General features: G+C 37.6%; 20 protein-coding genes and 1 pseudogene. 1 reads left to right on the top strand and 20 read right to left on the bottom strand.

Going from position 1 to position 17,689, the window contains the following annotated elements; genetic code table 11:
* Nucleotides 1-18: 18 nt before the first annotated feature.
* From aguB to NML75_RS03110, 7 genes are all read right to left on the bottom strand, one after another.
* Entirely contained in the window at nucleotides 19-894 is an 876-nt protein-coding gene (gene aguB, locus NML75_RS03140) for an N-carbamoylputrescine amidase (protein WP_254804014.1), read from the bottom strand.
* A 9-nt stretch (nucleotides 895-903) separates the two neighbouring features.
* Nucleotides 904-1,989: an agmatine deiminase gene (gene aguA, locus NML75_RS03135; RefSeq protein ID WP_254804013.1), complete on the bottom strand. Its 1,086-nt coding sequence runs from the start codon at nucleotides 1,987-1,989 to the stop codon at nucleotides 904-906.
* Entirely contained in the window at nucleotides 1,986-3,113 is a 1,128-nt protein-coding gene (nspC, locus tag NML75_RS03130; protein WP_254804012.1) for a carboxynorspermidine decarboxylase, read from the bottom strand. The genes aguA and nspC overlap by 4 nt, the downstream gene beginning before the upstream one ends.
* Nucleotides 3,113-4,372 (bottom strand): saccharopine dehydrogenase family protein, encoded by a 1,260-nt coding sequence (locus NML75_RS03125; RefSeq protein WP_254804011.1) that lies wholly within the window; start codon nucleotides 4,370-4,372, stop codon nucleotides 3,113-3,115. Before NML75_RS03125 ends, nspC begins: the two co-directional genes overlap by 1 nt.
* On the bottom strand, nucleotides 4,369-5,229 hold the full coding sequence (gene speE, locus NML75_RS03120) for a polyamine aminopropyltransferase (protein ID WP_247934324.1): 861 nt from the start codon (nucleotides 5,227-5,229) through the stop codon (nucleotides 4,369-4,371). The genes NML75_RS03125 and speE overlap by 4 nt, the downstream gene beginning before the upstream one ends.
* On the bottom strand, nucleotides 5,230-6,684 hold the full coding sequence (locus NML75_RS03115) for an aminotransferase class I/II-fold pyridoxal phosphate-dependent enzyme (protein WP_254804010.1): 1,455 nt from the start codon (nucleotides 6,682-6,684) through the stop codon (nucleotides 5,230-5,232).
* 596 nt (nucleotides 6,685-7,280) lie between these two features.
* Entirely contained in the window at nucleotides 7,281-8,297 is a 1,017-nt protein-coding gene (locus tag NML75_RS03110; protein WP_254804009.1) for a hypothetical protein, read from the bottom strand.
* Between the two features lie 250 nt (nucleotides 8,298-8,547).
* On the opposite strand from NML75_RS03110, the gene NML75_RS03105 reads away from it, so the two are divergent.
* On the top strand, nucleotides 8,548-9,567 hold the full coding sequence (locus tag NML75_RS03105; RefSeq protein WP_254804008.1) for a hypothetical protein: 1,020 nt from the start codon (nucleotides 8,548-8,550) through the stop codon (nucleotides 9,565-9,567).
* A 61-nt stretch (nucleotides 9,568-9,628) separates the two neighbouring features.
* Here NML75_RS03105 and NML75_RS03100 read toward each other — a convergent pair whose 3' ends face one another.
* The 13 genes and pseudogenes from NML75_RS03100 to NML75_RS03045 all read right to left on the bottom strand — a co-directional run bounded on the left by NML75_RS03100 (nucleotide 9,629) and on the right by NML75_RS03045 (nucleotide 17,511).
* Nucleotides 9,629-9,940: a hypothetical protein gene (locus NML75_RS03100; protein WP_254804007.1), complete on the bottom strand. Its 312-nt coding sequence runs from the start codon at nucleotides 9,938-9,940 to the stop codon at nucleotides 9,629-9,631.
* A gap of 4 nt (nucleotides 9,941-9,944) precedes the next feature.
* A complete protein-coding gene (locus NML75_RS03095) occupies nucleotides 9,945-10,127 on the bottom strand; it encodes a hypothetical protein (RefSeq protein WP_049495068.1) in 183 nt (60 codons plus the stop codon).
* A gap of 13 nt (nucleotides 10,128-10,140) precedes the next feature.
* The gene (locus NML75_RS03090) at nucleotides 10,141-11,019 is read right to left on the bottom strand and encodes a DUF4300 family protein (RefSeq protein WP_254804006.1); all 879 of its coding nucleotides are present in this window, start codon (nucleotides 11,017-11,019) and stop codon (nucleotides 10,141-10,143) included.
* A gap of 55 nt (nucleotides 11,020-11,074) precedes the next feature.
* Complete coding sequence (locus tag NML75_RS03085) at nucleotides 11,075-11,956, bottom strand: diacylglycerol/lipid kinase family protein (protein WP_254804005.1); 882 nt, start codon at nucleotides 11,954-11,956, stop codon at nucleotides 11,075-11,077.
* 242 nt (nucleotides 11,957-12,198) lie between these two features.
* On the bottom strand, nucleotides 12,199-12,771 hold the full coding sequence (locus NML75_RS03080) for a hypothetical protein (RefSeq protein WP_254804150.1): 573 nt from the start codon (nucleotides 12,769-12,771) through the stop codon (nucleotides 12,199-12,201).
* A gap of 111 nt (nucleotides 12,772-12,882) precedes the next feature.
* Nucleotides 12,883-13,293 carry a DUF7668 domain-containing protein gene (locus NML75_RS03075; protein WP_254804004.1) on the bottom strand — a complete coding sequence of 137 codons (411 nt, stop codon included), beginning with the start codon at nucleotides 13,291-13,293 and terminating at the stop codon, nucleotides 12,883-12,885.
* A 16-nt stretch (nucleotides 13,294-13,309) separates the two neighbouring features.
* A pseudogene (locus NML75_RS08855) lies at nucleotides 13,310-13,387 on the bottom strand (CPBP family intramembrane glutamic endopeptidase); the annotation flags it as partial.
* Nucleotides 13,388-13,429: 42 nt separating this feature from the next.
* Nucleotides 13,430-13,921: a phosphoribosylanthranilate isomerase gene (locus NML75_RS03070; protein ID WP_254804003.1), complete on the bottom strand. Its 492-nt coding sequence runs from the start codon at nucleotides 13,919-13,921 to the stop codon at nucleotides 13,430-13,432.
* 2 nt (nucleotides 13,922-13,923) lie between these two features.
* Nucleotides 13,924-14,103: a hypothetical protein gene (locus tag NML75_RS03065; RefSeq protein WP_254804002.1), complete on the bottom strand. Its 180-nt coding sequence runs from the start codon at nucleotides 14,101-14,103 to the stop codon at nucleotides 13,924-13,926.
* A 22-nt stretch (nucleotides 14,104-14,125) separates the two neighbouring features.
* Nucleotides 14,126-14,911 (bottom strand): hypothetical protein, encoded by a 786-nt coding sequence (locus tag NML75_RS03060; RefSeq protein WP_074325014.1) that lies wholly within the window; start codon nucleotides 14,909-14,911, stop codon nucleotides 14,126-14,128.
* A gap of 66 nt (nucleotides 14,912-14,977) precedes the next feature.
* Nucleotides 14,978-15,796 carry an ADP-ribosylglycohydrolase family protein gene (locus tag NML75_RS03055; protein ID WP_074325015.1) on the bottom strand — a complete coding sequence of 273 codons (819 nt, stop codon included), beginning with the start codon at nucleotides 15,794-15,796 and terminating at the stop codon, nucleotides 14,978-14,980.
* Nucleotides 15,797-15,807: 11 nt separating this feature from the next.
* Nucleotides 15,808-16,614 carry an alpha/beta fold hydrolase gene (locus NML75_RS03050; protein WP_000668473.1) on the bottom strand — a complete coding sequence of 269 codons (807 nt, stop codon included), beginning with the start codon at nucleotides 16,612-16,614 and terminating at the stop codon, nucleotides 15,808-15,810.
* Between the two features lie 153 nt (nucleotides 16,615-16,767).
* On the bottom strand, nucleotides 16,768-17,511 hold the full coding sequence (locus tag NML75_RS03045) for a CPBP family intramembrane glutamic endopeptidase (RefSeq protein ID WP_254804001.1): 744 nt from the start codon (nucleotides 17,509-17,511) through the stop codon (nucleotides 16,768-16,770).
* Between the last annotated feature and the right edge of the window lie 178 nt (nucleotides 17,512-17,689).

Below are 17,689 nucleotides of genomic sequence, written 5' to 3'. Positions count from 1 at the left end.
GCGGGCTACTTTTTATTATTATCTGACAATATCTTTATACATATCTGGTCTTCTATCTCTAAAGAGACCCCAATTCAGGCGTTCATTCGCTCCCTTGTCAAGGTCATAAGTGGTTAAGAGGATTGCTTCACCTTGTCTTTCAGCTCTCTCTAGAATAGCTCCTGTTTCATCCGTCATAAAGGAGGAACCGTAGAAATCAAGAGTGGAACTCTGTCCGCCATTTTCCTCACTAGGAGTAACTTCTTCCAAACCATAACGATTGGCTGCAATGACTGGAACAATATTTGCTGCTGCGTGCCCTTGCATAGTACGTTGCCAGTGACCACAACTGTCTGTATCTAAGATAGGCTCTGAACCGATGGCTGTTGGATAAAAGAGTAACTCTGCTCCATTTAATGCAAGACAACGTGCTGTTTCAGGGAACCATTGATCCCAACAGATACCGATACCAATGTTAGCATAGCGAGTATTCCAGACCTTGAAACCAGTGTTACCAGGCGTAAAGTAAAACTTTTCTTGATAATAATGGTCATCTGGTATGTGGGTCTTCCGATAAACGCCAAGAACCTCACCATCTGCATCAATAACAGCGATTGAGTTATACAAGACATTGCCATCTTTTTCATAGAAACTGATCGGTATAACAACCTGTAGTTCCTTGGCAATTCCTTTAAAATGCTGAATGGCTGTATTTTCTGTCACCGACTGGGCATACTGGTAGAAGTCATATTGACGTTCCTGACAGAAATAGGGACGTTCAAACAACTCGGGCAAGAGAATGATTTGGGCTCCTTGCTCAGCAGCTTGGCGAACTAAACGTTCCGCTGTTTGGATATTCGTTGCCACATCCTTAGCACATTGCATCTGGATCGCTGCAACTTTTACATTTCTCATCTTTTTCTCCTATTCTGGGATTTGTTGGGTAATACAGTGGATATTTCCACCACCTAATAGAATATCTCTTGCAGTAATTCCGACAACATCACGGTCTGGAAAACACTGACTGAGAATATCCAAGGCCACTTGATCGTTTACATCCTGAAATTGTGGTACCAAGACAGATTTATTGGCGATATAAAAATTCACGTAGGAAGCTGCTAGTCTTTCACCTGCATAACGCTCCTCTTCGCCTTCTTCATATGTATATCCCGGCAAATCTTCTTCTGTAACTACTTGATGAATAGCTGGGATTGGAAGTTTATGAATAGTGAAACTCCGGCCTTTTGCATCGGTTTCCTTCTCTAAGAGAGCTAGATCTGCTGCAGACATGGCATACTGAGGATCATCTTGGTCATCCGTCCATGCTAAAACAACCTCAGCAGGACCAACAAAGGCTGCAACATTATCTACGTGTTCATTTGTCTCGTCTTGATAAATACCGTAAGGCAACCAAATGACTTTTTCGGCACCAAGGCTCTCTAGTAAGGTCTTTTCAATCTCCTCTTTAGTCAGGAGAGGATTACGACCAGGACTGAGCAAACAACTTTCTGTGACAAGAATGGTTCCTTGACCGTCACTATGAATAGCTCCACCTTCCAGTACAAAAGGTTTGGCATCATAAACAGGTATCTCTAAAACTTCTGCAAAGCGACTGGCTACTTGGTCATCTGCTTCATAGTCTTGGTAAAGACCGTCGACAGCACCACCCCAGGCATTGAAAGACCAATCTACCGCCAATTTTTCCCTTTGATCATTGAGGAGAATGGTCGGACCTGTATCACGAGCCCAGGCATCATTTGTCTGAATATCTAGATAAACAACCTTGTCTCCAAAATAAGATTGTGCTTCAGATAGATAGTCTTGCTCCACCAAAAGGTAGACTGTTTCTCCTTGAGCAATAGTTTTAATAATACGGCTAAAAGCAGCTTTAGCGGCCTTGCCTTCAAATGGCCAAGACCCTGGTCGAGTAGGCCATATCATGAGAGTCCCATGATGGGGTTCATACTCTGCAGGCATACGATAACCTAATTTCTTTGGGCTGTCCATCATGATAATCTCTCCTTAAAGTCTTGGTAGCCAAATGCTTTGACTAGACTACACTCACCCTCTTTATCCATGAGATACAAACTTGGAAGTCCAATCCCGTTAAAGGTATTATTTTTGACAAATGAGTAAATAGCCATGTCTTCAAAATAGAGGCGATCGCCGATCTCAATCGGTTTTTCAAAGCTATAGTCTCCAATGATATCCCCTGTCAGGCAAGTATTTGAAGAGAGTCTATAAGTATAAGGTTTTTCTTGTGCTTCAAATCCATCTCTCAATGGGGGACGATAAGGCATCTCAAGAACATCTGGCATATGGCAACTTGCTGAAGCATCTAACACCAAAGTCTCAATCCCGTTTTCAACAATATCCAAGACTTCTGTCGCTAGATAGCCCGCATTAAGGGCAATAGCTTCTCCAGGTTCGATATAGACATCAAGGTTATAGGTTTCTCGAATACGTTTAATCTCAGAGATCAGTAAGTCCACATCATAATCATCTCTCGTAATATGATGTCCACCACCCATATTGAGCCATTTAACTTGGTGCAAATAAGCTCCAAACTGCTCTTCTACTGCTTTCAAAGTCGTTTGTAAATCATCTGCCCCTTGCTCACAGAGAGTATGAAAATGAAGTCCGTCAACCAAATCCAATAAATCACTTGGTATCTTATCTGAAGTCACTCCAAAACGAGAGCCAGGAGCACAAGGATCATAAAGCGCGTGGTCACCCTGCGTTGAACATTGAGGATTGATGCGAAGACCCACACTGATACCAACTTCGCGACAACGTTGACCATATTTTCGTAGTTGTCTCTCTGAGTTAAAATCAATATGATCCGATATTTGCAGTAGCTCTTCCATATCTGATTCCTTGAAAGCAGGTGCAAATACATGGACTTCCCCCGGAAACTCTTCTCTAGCTAACTTCGCTTCATAGAGTCCACTAGCCGTCGTACCTGATAGATACTGGCTAATTAGGGGATAGGTTTTATAGAGAGAATAAGCCTTTTGAGCCAGTAGAACCTTACAGCCGGCTTTTTCTTGAACCTCTTGTAAAATGCTACAATTTTCTTCTAGTTTTGCTAAATCAATGACGTAAGCTGGTGTTGGTACTCGTTCTAATTTCATTAGTCCACCATTTGTGGATTTTCAACCACAACCCATGGCAAACCGTATTTATTCAAAGCTTCCATGAATGGGTCTGGATCCAACTCTTCAAGGTTATAAACTCCTGGTTGTTTCCAAGTACCATCCATCACTAATTTTGTCCCAATCATGGCTGGAACACCTGTTGTGTAAGAAATGGCTTGTGAACCAACTTCTGCGTAACATTCTTGATGGTCGCAAACATTGTAGATGTAGATGGTCTTTTCAACGCCATCTTTGACACCTGTAAAGATACATCCAATATTAGTTTTACCAACTGTACGTGGGCCAAGGCTTGCAGGATCCGGAAGCAAGGCTTTCAAGAATTGGATTGGTACGATTTCTTGTCCGTTAAAATTAATAGTATCTGTACGAAGAAGCCCAACGTTTTCCAAGCATTTCATGTGAGTTAGATAAGATTGGCCAAAAGTCATAAAGAAGCGAATGCGTTTAACTCCTGGAATATTCTTTGCTAATGATTCGATTTCTTCATGGTGGAGGAGATACATGTCTTTTTGACCAACTTGAGGGAAATCATACTCACGTTTGATAGACATGGCTTCGACTTCTACCCATTTTCCATCTTCCCAGTAAGAACCTGGTGCAGAAACTTCACGCAAGTTGATTTCTGGGTTGAAGTTTGTTGCAAATGGATAACCGTGGTCACCACCATTACAGTCTAAAATATCGATATAGTGGATTTCGTCAAAGTAATGTTTGAGTGCATAAGCTGAAAAGACGCTGGTTACACCTGGGTCAAAACCAGAACCAAGAAGAGCGGTCAGGCCTGCTTCCTTGAATTTTTCTTGATAAGCCCATTGCCATGAGTAGTCAAAGTAAGCTGTAAAACCAAGTTCCTTACAACGTTTCTCATAAATAGCACGCCATTCAGGATCTTCTGTATCCTCAGCCTCGTAGTTAGCTGTGTCAATATAGTGCACACCTGTAGCCAAACAAGCATCCATGATGGTCAAGTCTTGATAAGGCAAAGCTACGTTCAAAACAGCTTCTGGTTTGTAGCTTTCAATCAAGGCAATCACTTCTTCTACCTTGTCAGCATCAAGAGCAGCTGTCTCAATCTTAGTATTTGTTTTGCCTTCTAATTTAGCCTTCAAGTCATCACATTTTGACTTTGTACGGCTAGCTATCATAATTTCTTTAAAAGTTTCGCTATCTTGGCAAATCTTTGAAATAGCAACTTGGGCAACTCCCCCACATCCAATAACTAATAAACGACTCATTTTCTTCCTTCCTCTTCTTCTAAAATGTCTTCTACATACTTGGGCAACATAAAGGCTCCCACATGTAAGTTTGCAGTGTAATATTCCGTAAATAACTGGCGTTTTTTCCAGCCTTCCTTGTCAAAATCTTTGACAGGGTGATATTTTTTCGATGCAAATCCAAACAACCAATAGCCAGCAGGACTAGTTGGGATATGTGCTTGGTAAACCCGGCTAATTGGAAAGGCTTGATTGACCTTGCGGTGCATGCTTCGGCATGCTGACTCATCTTCGTCAAAGAAGGGACTACCATGCTGGTAAATCATGATACCGTCTTCTTTCAAAGCTCTATAGCTATTGCCGTAAAATTCCTTGGTAAAGAGCCCTTCCGTATGGCCAAATGGATCTGTCGCATCGTTGATAATAATGTCGTAATCATCTTCACAATTTCTCAAAAATCTCAGTCCATTTTGGTAGTAAATGGTGACGCGAGGGTCATCAAGTCCTGCAGCAAAGTCTGGAAAATACTCTCGGCAAACCTCAACCAGCATCTCATCTGGTTCTACAATATCAATTTGTTCCAATTCTGGATAGAGAGTTAATACTTGGGCAACACCACCGTCACCGCCCCCAATAACCAAGACTTTCTTTGGATTTGGATGGACAGCCATAGGAACGTGAACTGTCATTTCATTGTAGACAAAGTCATCTGCATCTGAGAACAAGACATGCCCATTTAAAATCAAAATCTTTCCAAAAGCTGGAGTATCTAATACTTCAATATCCTGCCATTCACTTTTTCCAGCGTAGAGTTGCTTGGCAGTTCTCAAGGATAATTTCACATCTGGAGTATGAACTTCAGAAAACCATAAATCCATCTAGTTCTCCTTTCTCTCAATAACATTGATGTGATTGACCTCTGGATCTTCCGTTCCTTGGAGTGAACAACCACGTTCTTTGGCGAATTGAATATAATCGACAATTTCTCGTGTAATCCGTTCACCTGGCGCTAGGATTGGAATTCCTGGAGGATAACACATGACAAATTCCCCACAGACCTGGCCAACGGACTCGTCTAATGTTAAGCTTCTTCTCTCTGCATAGAAGGCTTCCTGAGGGGATAGCACCAACTCAGGCTGGATATATTCTCCAGCAATCAAGTCCTTCCCATCTCGTGAGTATAGTCTCTTGATATCAGCTAAGGCACCGACCAAGCGTTCAATGTCTTGGATACGGTCACCAATCGAAATGTAGGCTAAGATATTCCCGATATCACCAAACTCAATCTGAATGTCATATTCATCCCGTAAGAGATCATAAACCTCGATACCTGTTAGACCAATCCCCTGAGTGTAAACTGACAGCTTGGTTACATCAAAATCACAAACTGATACACCATCTACTAGTTCTTTTGAATAGGCATAGTAGCCTCCGATGGCATTGATTTCACGACGAGCGTACTCAGATAGCTCAATGACTTTCTCAAAGGACTCTTTGCCACGAAGGGCTAGGTTTCTACGAGAAACATCTAGACTAGCCATTAGTAAGTAGGATGCTGATGTTGACTGTGTCAGGTTAATAATCTGACGCACATATTCAGGATTCATCTGATCGCCAACTAAAAGAAGGGAACTTTGAGTCAAGCTGCCACCGGACTTATGCATAGATACAGCTGACATATCTGCTCCTGCGTCCATAGCAGATAGAGGAAGTTTATCAGTAAAGTGCAGATGAGCACCGTGCGCCTCGTCTACTAAGACTTTCATTCCTGCGGCGTGTGCCATCTCTGTTAATCCCTTAAGGTCTGAACAAATCCCATAATAGGTTGGATTGTTTATTAGGATAGCCTTGGCATCCGGATGGTCCTTAATCGCTTGCGCCACACGCTCATTTTCAAGCCCCAAAGCAATACCGATTTTTGGATCCACACTCATCTCGATATAGATAGGAATAGCTCCGCATAAAACGAGAGCATTAATAGCTGATTTGTGGACATTTCGAGGAAGGATGATTTTATCACCTGCTTTACAGGTAGAGAGAATCATGGTTTGAACAGATGAAGTTGTCCCACCAATCATCAAAAAGGCATGAGCAGCACCAAAAGCTTCTGCTGCTAGCTCTTCCGCTTCTCTAATAATCGAAATAGGATGTCCTAGATTGTCCAAGGGCTTCATAGAATTGACATCAATACCAACGCATTTTTCCCCTAAAAGTTCCACTAATTCCGGGTTCCCACGACCACGCTTATGACCTGGTACATCGAAAGGTACAATTCTTTTTTTTCGTAACTTGACCAATCCCTCATAAATTGGAGCTTGGTTTTGATTTAACATTATAGAGACATACTCCTTTATCATAGTTATTTTCACCTTATGTAAGGCTCTAAAGGATACTTATGAAAAAAAGAGCAGGTTGGCACCTGCTCTACAATCTACTGACGTGTTTATGTTTGTTTCTTTTGAGTATGTCTGTTCCTGATGTTTCCTAACTCTCTAGTAGCAAATATTACGTACTTTATTGATCGTTTCACAAGATGACGTGTGCTTTCACCACACTAACAAATGTATACGAATTAGAACTAATGTTCTAACATCAACTTATAAAAGTAGGCTTTTAACCCTATCAATAATGCGGCTTTTCAACCACGCTTCGGCATTCAACCCTGCCTGTCCGTAGGCATTTTTTACTCGGGTTTATATTTGCTAGAAAACATCATCTCATTTTCTAAGCCTTATAACTATATCATGTTTACAAAAGTTTGTAAAGTATTTTGGGGAAACTTTATAAATTATTTACATTTTTGTTCGTATTTTTACTATACACAAAAATTGAAAACTATTTCAAATTCGCTTTTAAATAATAAAATAGGAACTAAATGAATTAATTCCTTTAGTTAGGCATAAGCAAATTCAACTATTCAAAATCGTATTTACTCATCACGAGCTACTTTGGCAGCTAGTTCAAAATCAGTCATCAAGTAATTTTCATCTAGACGGATGAGACTATAAAACTCATTCCAAAATAGAGAGTCGCTGTTACTTGACCACTGTAATCCATACCACAATTGAGTCACATCATTTGTATTTGATGGGGGAATTGACCATAGATGCTTTTTGAAAGTTTCTTGAACAAGTGGAAGGTCCAGTCGACTAGTCAAGTCGAGTTCATCCAATTTCAAAGTAATAGAATGTTTCTTAGCTGCTTCAATACTGTCCTTGTTAAATCGAACCTGAATAATCTTAGAATCTTCTAGAACCACGTCCTTATCTTCTGCCCCGTAAAAGGAAATACTCCCCAGCACTATACCATTTTTTGCTATTAGATATGGAGCGTAAGGGACTGCATTGCTATCAAGTCGGATGCCTTTTTCGATAGTGACTGATTTATCTCCTGAATACTTTTTGAAACTGCCATCTGTCAGGAGGTCTTCGTAGTCGCTACTACCATCACCTTGTCTTACATAGATATCAAACCCAGCTTCCATCAGATCACTTGCTTTGGTTTCTGCTAAAATGATTTTACTTTCATTAATTTGCAAAATTGGTGTTTGAGGTGGCAAACCAATCGTGAGATGAAACATAACTCCTACTAGAAAGACCATAAAGGTTATAAGGAGGGCAAGTAAAGACTTTCCAGTCCTTTTTCTTGCATTGAAAAGAGCCATTATAGCTGGGAGGAGGATCATTTTAGCTAAAATAGAATTCCCCACACCACCTCGATTTAAGGTCTGAAAAGCAAACATCCCCGCGATTGCAATCAGTGTCAGGTAGACCAAAATCTCACCTAGCCCCAGTTTTTCTGTTCGAGTTTGTTGATTTACAGGAGTTTCGTACAATGACTGCCCATTCTCTTTCCTCTTTTTTAGAAAGAGATAAAAGCCCAAACCGAGTAGCAGATTAAAGATTGCAAAAACTATTAAAGTACCTATAATCACCGTTCTATCCATGGCTCTCTACTCCTTTATGTTCTCTCTCAAGTCTTATCTTTCTCTTTAATTCCCAATTCCCAACTAATAAAACTAGTAAGAAGAAGGGGCCTCTTTCTATCAGCACAATCGGTAAAGCTTAAATGGCAATGATTCTCATCTTTTTATCTTTAAGGAAACTGCTGATATTTCTAGCTCTATTTCCCTAGAAAATGCTATAATGGAGCTAACAAAATTGTTCTCTAGCAATTGAAAAACGGGGGAAGTAGTCATGCTCACTAGTATTGTTTTGGGTTTTTATGCTCTTTTCTTTCTATCCTTGTCCTTTGCTATCTATCTCTATATTAGACTTGTAGTTGCGGTTAAAAAAGGCAAAGACATTCCTAATTGGATTTATAAACTTGGCCATGCTGTTCAAGGAAGAATTCACGTTGACTATGAAGAAATCACTGATGCTAATGCCCTTAAAGAGATTCATTGGTTCTTGCTAATCTATTTAATCGTAAATCTACTCGTATTGGCTGTCTTCTACTATCATGGTAATAGCTTTCCTCAAGCCATTTATGAATGTTTGAAAAAACAATTTTTTATCGTACTTGTTAGTATGGTTTTAAAAAGTATTGGCAAATTTGTTGTACTGGCTATAAGAAAAAACTTTCAAAACAGTCATGCCTATGCATCAACCAACGCTTTTATAGGAGCAGCTTTTTTAACGAGTTATGTATTTATGTTTTGCATGATGATGAGTGGTCTTCCGGCTCAACCTGTTCCAGTAACCATTCAAGATACTTCTGTCATTATCGGGGAGACCAAGGCTTCCGAGCTTTTAGACCAAGGCTATACCTTTGGAGATAAAGGTGCAGAGAGCTCCATCACCAATACCAAAAACGACCACTTTTACTACGGTCAACTTCTCGAAGTCAAGCGAGATAATCAGTCCTTTGGCTTTATGAACCTTACTCCCACAGGTAAAGATACTGATCAGCTCAAAAACTGCGTCATAACCTATTACAAAACACCTAAGGATAGCAAGCAACTAGAAAAAATTTCCATCAATCATGTCAAGCTAGCAAATCTCAAGCTCCAAGATTTTCAAACACGAAAACTAATCAATATCTTTGAAGTTAATCCTGCTGATTATAATATCTCTGATAAGGATAACAACTTTATCCTAACCATTCAAACAGCAGATTACGACCTCTGGAAAAGATACCGTATTGAATCCAAGTTCAATTCAGATGGTTCGATTGATAGCTATGGAGTCAGAGCCCAGCATAGCATGTGGGAATGATGGAGTGTTAGTTTTAGTCATTAGTAAGCATAAAATCAAATAGATGAGCGATTAGGCTCTCCTACTTGATTTTATGCTTATTCATTTTCTCTTGGAAAATATCTGTAAGAATTTGGCGTAATTCTTGAGCTTCCTTATCAGGAAGTTGGCCTTCTTGTTCAGCAACAGCGTACAATTCCGGATACTCAAGAGAGATTCTCTTAATCGTACGCGTAATCGCATGTTTTCTAACAAAAAATGGAATACGCTTAATGTATTCTTGAGGAATCAGCGCGATAATTTTGTCAGCAGTTTCTTTATCGTTCAGCTTAGAGAAAGATAATCCCTTTTTAATCATTTCTTGTTCTTGTTTCGTAAAATCTTGTAATTCCATATGTCTACTCCTCGTCTTCACTGACTTCCCAAATCTCCGCTTGGTAGGGTTCTCCATCTTCATCGTATCGATTGATATAACCAATAAATCTTTCATTATTTCTTGGTCTCTGCTGGTTTCCTTTGATAACCCAAACAGCCCATACCCCTATTAGGAATAAGACTATCAGTCCAAACAATGCATCCATAATGTCTACTCCCTTAAAATTGAACCCACTTATCATTATCCATAATAAAAGGTTTAGCTAGACCTTCACCTGTATAGTTTTCGTATTTTGTATCTAGATATTTGTAACAATCTTCCTTGGTCGCAAATTTGATGGCTTGATAAGGCTCCTCAAAGGTTAACTTTTCGACAAAGAGATAACCATCCTCGCTTGGTACAAGAATACAGACATGGCCAATAAAGAGGGATTGACCATCCAAGTCATCATGAACTACTACAGATAGCATTCGAGCATTTTCATTAAACTTGAATTGAGAAAGGAATTGTTCCATCTTTGCAGCATGAACTTTGATATCTGTCGTTGCTTCGGTCTTGACTCTTGAGAATAAAATATCAAAAGCATCCTTGTCTTCTGCACCAAAGACCTTTCCTTTGTCAATGGCATCGTTATCTAGGAATAATAAGGAGTCATCTTTTTCCAACTTAGGGATTTCAATAGAATTTTTTAATAAACAATAACTGTTAATACGACAGTTGGTACCGACAAAATCACCCTTTTTAGGTGACCAAAGATTGCTTATCTTTTCAACATCATAGTTTGTTTTGGTAAATGTAGAAAAATCCCCAGTTAAGCCTACTGAATCGACAGTCTCGTTGTAATCATTGACAAGGTTGAAAAATGCATCGACACTATCTTTATCCAAATGTGCAGCCAAGGCATTCCGAACTTCTTCTGCACTCGGTTGATTGTTCAAATTGCTATAAGTTGCTTTCCAGGAAACCTGATTCGACTGTGATTGAGTCACTGAAGTTTCAGCAGTACTATCAGAAGTCTTTTGAGTTTGACTACAAGCTACTATGGTCAAAAGAAGTGTTGAGCAAAGACCAAGAGTTGCTAATTTTTTAATTTTCATAGGCTTTCCTTTATTAAAAAATATCGTTAAAAAGGCTTGTCAAAGTTTAAAAATCTTATTCTTTCGGTTGAGAATAGACTTCGATATGCTGACCTAGCACTTTGATTTCTACTGGTAGGTCAGCAGATTTGTCACCATCAACATCCGTTTCGAGTTCAGAATCAGAAGAAATTTTGATATGACGAGCTTTTATATACTCGATATTCTCATTCACGACGACATCACCTTTTAATAAATCAGGGATAACTGACAATTTAGTAAGGATTGAGGCATCTTTTAGTATCAAAATATTTGCATAACCATCCTTGTCTTCATCAAAGATTTTTTTGTCAGCGAAATAATTGGTAAGAAGAACTAAAACATGGCTGGCTGGGCCAATATAATTTCCATTTTCTGTCTCAACAGTAATATTAAATGCTTGATCTGTTACGACAGACTTCATGGTATTAATCGCATAGGCGAGCATGCCAAACTTCGTTTTATCTTCTATCCCAACGTTGTGGATGGCTTCTGGCAGTGAACCAATACTAAAAATGTATCCGAAATAGTGCCCATTTGATTTTCCGATATCAATCTTATTCGTAGAATTAAAATCAAGCTCGTCAATGGCACCATCAATATCTTGATTGATTTCTAATAGTTTCGTAATGAGATTCCCAGTTCCTCCTGGGATAATCGCAAGTTTAGGAATGTAGTCTTTTTCCGCGATACCAGAGATTACTTCATTGACAGTCCCATCTCCACCAAAAACAAGAACAGCATCATATCGCTCACGAGAAGCTTCTTCTGCAAAGTTTGTGGCATCTTGCGCTTTCTCCGTAATTTTAATCTCCACATCTTCAAAATAGTCTCTAGCTTTATTCTCCAGTTTCACCTTATAATCCAAAGCTTTTTCGCCACCAGATGTTGGATTGATGATTAACATAATTTTTTTCATTTATCATTCTCCTTAAGGAGTTTAAAAACAATAAAGATCAATTAAAAAACCTTTTTGTTTCTCATTCACTTATTTGATGTCGTATTAGATAGATTTATATTGAGCTAAAACTATACATATAGAACTATCTAAACTCATTGTACTTGATTCTAGTTTATTTAGCAAGTTTACAAGATGAGCATTAAAAAACCAACCGACATTTCCTTTCGATTGGTTTATTATTTTGTGAAGAGTTTATAAGTTTAACTATTCAAAAACTCTTCCATCTCTTCTTTCACATATCCCTCTACATCTTCAATCTCTACAAACATTGGATCTAAGTGGCATAAGAAGTGCCAATCTTCGGCGTCTTTTTTTCTGTAGAGAATTGCTTCCCCGTCTTCACTTCCGAAAAAGCTTCTATCGACTTCATATCCTTTGTTTTCTAGGAAAGCTTTTGCCTTACGGAAGTTTGCTTCTCTGACTTCGACATAAGCTTTCGCTTCATCGTTGTTAACGACATACGCATCTACTTTTGTAGTGCCTTCGATTACTTTATCGTTTTTAAGGGACAGATTCGAAATTTCTTTCCAAATAATATCCACATTTTCTTCAGGATTAAACGAAAATCTAGATAAAGGAACAATATTTCCATTGAAGACAATTTCCATATAATCCGGCAAGTGTTTAGGATTAACATACTCTACTTCAAAACCATCTTCTGTTTCTAAAGTATATCCAGGGATTTGAGCTACAAATTCTCGTCCTTCTTCTAAAGTCTCAAATAAGACTAAATCCTTTGAATAATTGTTTTGGTACAATTCTAATAGATACATCATTAATCCTTCCAATATTTGAAAAACCAACCAAGATTTAAGCAACTTACAATTTTATTATCTATCCTTAGTCTACATATATATTACATAACGAAGATATTTAACTATAGTTTATCCAGGATCTACATCTATAGAAGTTATATTGTAACCATCCTCTTGGTATAAAAATTCTAATTTTAGGGTTAAATCTACTAATTCAGAATTAGAGGTCATCTGATATTCAACAGCAAAACCAGTTTGATCATTAAATTCATAAACTTGTAGTTGAGAATACTCATAATTCGGATGAAAATTACATTCTACACCATATTCATCAATTTTATCAAAATCATTTAATTGTAATGAATCGTGAATATATTCTAGTAACTCTCTTACATCATCAACTTCTGAACCATCAACACAATCCATAATCTCACTATAGTTATTTAGATGAATTGCTCTTAAAATCTTTTTAAGTACTTCAATTACTTTTTCTTCATTTTGGCATTTTTCTTTGTACTCAAAATCATCGAATATTCCCATGACAATACTTCCTTTTCTAAAATTTAAAATCCTTTTCTTTACTAATTCTATTACTAGCCAATATAGTATAAATTAAATAAGCAATAAAAATAACATAGCAGCCAGTCTTACAACTTACTACTTTTCATATGATAATTTACAAATGTCTTTCCAGCCACTCGATCTTTTTAAAATCCTTATTATTATTTTGTTCATTTCGATAGGAGTCTTGAGAAGAAGCTTTGTAAATACTTAGATACTGCTCCAGACTTGGAAGACGAAAAGTGATGCCTTCAATGTGAATAAGCTCTATGTCCGATTCCGAAACTCCTGCAAAATCAAGTAAGGAATCGATACTTCCAAATTCAACACTCTCTCTATCCTTTTGGAATTCATGCTCATGAATATCTATTAAGACGTAGCCTAAGTCTTTCATCACTTTCATTATCTTGTCCCAGTCATAAATTCTGAGATGGTCAGGTGCTTCCCAACCTCTAGGGTCACCAGGTACATGAATATCAATGTCAGACGGCCCCCAATTTTCTTTCGTTCTAAACTCCAATCCCAAAGAACCCATCAGTGTCGGTGTAATTCCGACTCGGTTTAAATGGAAACAAATGGTTTTAAATTCTTCAAATAAGAGACTCATGTTTACTCTAAACCTTTCATATAAATCTTCGTTACTTCTTCTTTATTACCTTGAACAAAATCATCTTCATTTTCTAGAGTATATCCTGTTATTTTGGATATAAATTCTTTTCCTTCTTTTAAGGAACCAAATGCGACTAAATCTTTATAAGAAGGATTTTGATATAATTCCAACATATACATCGATAACCCTCCTAAACTTTCCTTAGCGTGATTGTTCAATCATACTCTCTAAATCTTTCTTTTCCACACTCATGTATTCAACTTCTTTTGTTCCTTCATTGTATTGATAGCATCTAAATATCAATTGATTGCTTGTCTGAAACAGTGTGTCTACCCCAGAGTATTCTCCATGGCATTTTTCTAGTATCATTTCATCAACGAGTTCCAATGTCTTTAAATGAAACACAAACCATCTTTCTTCCGTTGTAGAGAATACACCATAAGAATTGTTAATCTTCCATACGTTTGATACCTCGTCCTGTTCAAATACAGGAAATCTTTGACTAAATTTTATTTGGAAATCATGATTTGATATTATATAAAATTCAGTCGAGTAAAAATTTACCAACAACGAACTCTCCTCGTCAGTCGAAAAAACATACGCCAAATTTCGTGGAAATTTATGTCTCACATTTAGCTCATGATTCAAAAATTCAAGGCAAAAGTCCTGTGAACCATCCTGTCCCGCTGTCAATGAAACGATAATTCTATTATCAGAGAAGCCCTTAAAAGTTACTTCAGAATCAAGAAAGTTATCTTCCAAATCTAAATAGTAACTTTGAAAATTCTGTTCGTCTCTCACTTCAATCAGAATTTCATGGCTACTTTTTCGACAAGCAAACCAAGTTAAGTTATTTTTCTGAGATTGATAGCTGCCGATTAAAGTGCCTACATTAGTATCTATATTTTCAAAACTCTTATAGGATTGTTTATGATTGTTAATTAAACAATTTTCATTCACTTTTTTAAAACAGTTAAGTTGAATCACTCGGTTCACCTCCATCTGATCTGGGAAATATAACTATTATCGAGCAATAGCCTTTTTTCTATAAATTCAGCCAACTTCCTTTTCCCATCGTCTGAGCACCTCTTTCAAAGGCTCATCGAGATAGCTATAGGCCTTGTCTTTAATCCACTCAGGAATCCCATAAGCCGCCTCGGCGATACTTCCCGTGATTGCAGCAAGAGTGTCGCTGTCCCCACCAAGAGAAATCGCATTTCGAATCGCATCTTCAAAATCTGTACTCTCCAGAAAAACAACAATCGCCTGAGGAACGGTATCCTGGCAAGTTTCATTGAATCGATACGTAGGACGAATTTCATCTAACGTTTTAGAAAGGTCATATCCATAGTCTTTCTCGATATGTTCCTTGATACGTCTTTTAATCTCCGCAGGGTTATCGCTACCGTCATCACCAAAGAAATAACGGCACATATAGATTGCATCCGCCGTTGCCATTGCTCCTTTGATTCCTTCTGGATGGTTATGCGTCACCTCTGCAGAAAGTTGTGCCAGACGTTTCCCATCGGACGGAAACTCGTCTGTAGTGGCATCCATCACCCAAGCGCACGGAGAAACACGCATGGCAGAACCATTGCCAAAGCTATTATATGGCTCACGGTTGTCACTCCTAATCCAAGCATCAAATCTAGCACCGTAATCAGCATCCGGATACATCCTACCATACTTCTTCATGGCATCGATAAAGTCATCCTTTTGACCACCATTCATAATTGCTTCTGCAACGGCACAGGTCATAACCGTATCATCTGTGAAAAAACAATCATCACGAAATAATGGAAAGTCTTTCGTTTTAATGTTGTCCCATTCATAAACCGAACCTACAATGTCTCCAACTATTGCTCCTAGCATCAGATTCCTCCTTATGATATATCAGATTTATTACACATTTCCAATGAATCACACTTTAAAAATGGTACCACCAAATCAATCCACTCTTGAGGTAGATAAGCTGATAAATAGCCGTGGTTATAGCCCTTAGCTTCATACAAGATCGTGTTTGGATGTAGTTGTTGAAATAATTTCGCTGATGCTTTCACACAGTTCAATTCTTTTTCACCATAAATATAAAGAACCTGTGCCTTATTAGCAGAAATCGTATCCTTTAGCTTGTAATGCCCCATATAGGTTTTGTAAATGGTAACCAATGTTTTGATAGGCGTCCTTGGCAGATCCTCCAAATAATAAGCTTTTATTTCCTCTGGATAAGCCAGTTTAGGATAGAGTTTGTTCATCATGCTTAACTGAAGTTTACAAGAGAATTTACTAAACATCAGTTTGCCAAATAGACGTATCAGAAAAATGCTGACTTTAGCTAAGCTTGGTTGAGGAATACAGAGACTTCCGTCTATGATGGTCTTCTCAGCAATTTCGCTATCTAAGGACAAAAGCTCCATAGCAATTTGACCACCAAGTGAAACACCACCAATCGCAAACAACTTCCCGCCACAGTGTTCTTTGATATAGTCTAGGATCTCCAAAGCAGAATCTTCCGTAGAAACATAATCAAGTTTATATTCCTCTCCGTGACCATTCAAAGTAGGTAAAATAACACGGTATTCTTCTGATAAGATCCGTGCTTGGCGAAGATAATTCCACCAAGAACTGCCACCGCCATGTATCAGCAAGATAGAAGGCAAATTATTATCACCAAATTCATGGAATTTCATATTAAAACTCCTTACTGTAGAACTATTACTAGATAAATACTTGTTCAATCAGCTCGTACAAGCAGTGATGCCTCATCAAACAGAAAATCTCTAACATTGATTATCTAGATAGACCACTCGTTACTTTCAATAAAGGATATCCTGATCTAAATTTTAAAATGTTGTTTCCTTACTAATTCTATTACTAGCCAATATTGTATAAATTAAATAAGCAATAAAAATGATAATAAAAATAACATTAATTTTTAACACAAAATAGAGATTTAACAAATTTGCGAACGCATGAAATAATATACAGTATCCCACAGATTTCGTTTGACGATAAAGAAGCCCTAAAACAAAACTTAAAAATAATGTATATATAAAAAATAAAATAAAAGGAAATCCTTGATGACTTTCTCCAACTATAAACCATAAAGGCAGATGCCAAATTCCCCAGATTGAACCTACAATCAAATTAGATTGCCAATAAGTATATTTTTTATCAAGTAATGGTTGTAATATTCCTCTCCATCCTAATTCTTCATGTCCACCACCAAAAAAAATTAATTGAATAAAGAATAGTGGCATCAGATAAATTGATACTCTGTTTAATTCTAAGGAAGATACAGAAAATAGGATCGAAATTGCTAACATATGAATAATGAAATAGATACTACTATTTTCTTTCTTATTAAATAAAAAATGTTTAAATTTTATATTATTCCTTTTCAAATAAAAGCCACTTGCAATAGCTGGTCCAAGTGCACCTACTATATGTAATGTTCTTCCTATAATTGTTTCTAATCCCAAAATATGAGATTGCGTAAAGATGGCAAGAATCCCCCAAGCTATATAAGTAATTCCAAATGTAAAACAAAGATAATTTTTTAAATTCCTTTTATCAATTTCTGTCATTTTATCGCCCTTATCTTGATTATTTTTATGAATAATATTTTTACTGCTTCTTAGTTGCTCTCGATTATAACTACCTATATTCTATCACAAAAATGCAAAAAAAGCCTTACAATCAAGGCTTTTCATTATTGATTCATACCAAGCTTTCTAGGCTTTTACGAGCAAAGCTACACACTCG

Origin of the sequence: Streptococcus sp. CF4-3 (assembly GCF_024295385.1) — a bacterium.
Lineage (GTDB): Bacteria > Bacillota > Bacilli > Lactobacillales > Streptococcaceae > Streptococcus > Streptococcus infantis_I.
The sequence above is the reverse complement of the archived record's forward strand: the minus strand, read 5'-3'. Positions and strand labels throughout refer to the sequence as shown.

What these genes read in the sequence shown, in the direction of transcription:
- aguB (WP_254804014.1), bottom strand. Translation starts at nt 894, where the DNA reads ATGAGAAATGTAAAAGTTGCAGCGATCCAGATGCAATGTGCTAAGGAT.
- aguA (WP_254804013.1), bottom strand. Translation starts at nt 1,989, where the DNA reads ATGATGGACAGCCCAAAGAAATTAGGTTATCGTATGCCTGCAGAGTAT.
- nspC (WP_254804012.1), bottom strand. Translation starts at nt 3,113, where the DNA reads ATGAAATTAGAACGAGTACCAACACCAGCTTACGTCATTGATTTAGCA.
- NML75_RS03125 (WP_254804011.1), bottom strand. Translation starts at nt 4,372, where the DNA reads ATGAGTCGTTTATTAGTTATTGGATGTGGGGGAGTTGCCCAAGTTGCT.
- speE (WP_247934324.1), bottom strand. Translation starts at nt 5,229, where the DNA reads ATGGATTTATGGTTTTCTGAAGTTCATACTCCAGATGTGAAATTATCC.
- NML75_RS03115 (WP_254804010.1), bottom strand. Translation starts at nt 6,684, where the DNA reads ATGTTAAATCAAAACCAAGCTCCAATTTATGAGGGATTGGTCAAGTTA.
- NML75_RS03110 (WP_254804009.1), bottom strand. Translation starts at nt 8,297, where the DNA reads ATGGATAGAACGGTGATTATAGGTACTTTAATAGTTTTTGCAATCTTT.
- NML75_RS03105 (WP_254804008.1), top strand. Translation starts at nt 8,548, where the DNA reads ATGCTCACTAGTATTGTTTTGGGTTTTTATGCTCTTTTCTTTCTATCC.
- NML75_RS03100 (WP_254804007.1), bottom strand. Translation starts at nt 9,940, where the DNA reads ATGGAATTACAAGATTTTACGAAACAAGAACAAGAAATGATTAAAAAG.
- NML75_RS03095 (WP_049495068.1), bottom strand. Translation starts at nt 10,127, where the DNA reads ATGGATGCATTGTTTGGACTGATAGTCTTATTCCTAATAGGGGTATGG.
- NML75_RS03090 (WP_254804006.1), bottom strand. Translation starts at nt 11,019, where the DNA reads ATGAAAATTAAAAAATTAGCAACTCTTGGTCTTTGCTCAACACTTCTT.
- NML75_RS03085 (WP_254804005.1), bottom strand. Translation starts at nt 11,956, where the DNA reads ATGAAAAAAATTATGTTAATCATCAATCCAACATCTGGTGGCGAAAAA.
- NML75_RS03080 (WP_254804150.1), bottom strand. Translation starts at nt 12,771, where the DNA reads ATGTATCTATTAGAATTGTACCAAAACAATTATTCAAAGGATTTAGTC.
- NML75_RS03075 (WP_254804004.1), bottom strand. Translation starts at nt 13,293, where the DNA reads ATGGGAATATTCGATGATTTTGAGTACAAAGAAAAATGCCAAAATGAA.
- NML75_RS03070 (WP_254804003.1), bottom strand. Translation starts at nt 13,921, where the DNA reads ATGAGTCTCTTATTTGAAGAATTTAAAACCATTTGTTTCCATTTAAAC.
- NML75_RS03065 (WP_254804002.1), bottom strand. Translation starts at nt 14,103, where the DNA reads ATGTATATGTTGGAATTATATCAAAATCCTTCTTATAAAGATTTAGTC.
- NML75_RS03055 (WP_074325015.1), bottom strand. Translation starts at nt 15,796, where the DNA reads ATGCTAGGAGCAATAGTTGGAGACATTGTAGGTTCGGTTTATGAATGG.
- NML75_RS03050 (WP_000668473.1), bottom strand. Translation starts at nt 16,614, where the DNA reads ATGAAATTCCATGAATTTGGTGATAATAATTTGCCTTCTATCTTGCTG.
- NML75_RS03045 (WP_254804001.1), bottom strand. Translation starts at nt 17,511, where the DNA reads ATGACAGAAATTGATAAAAGGAATTTAAAAAATTATCTTTGTTTTACA.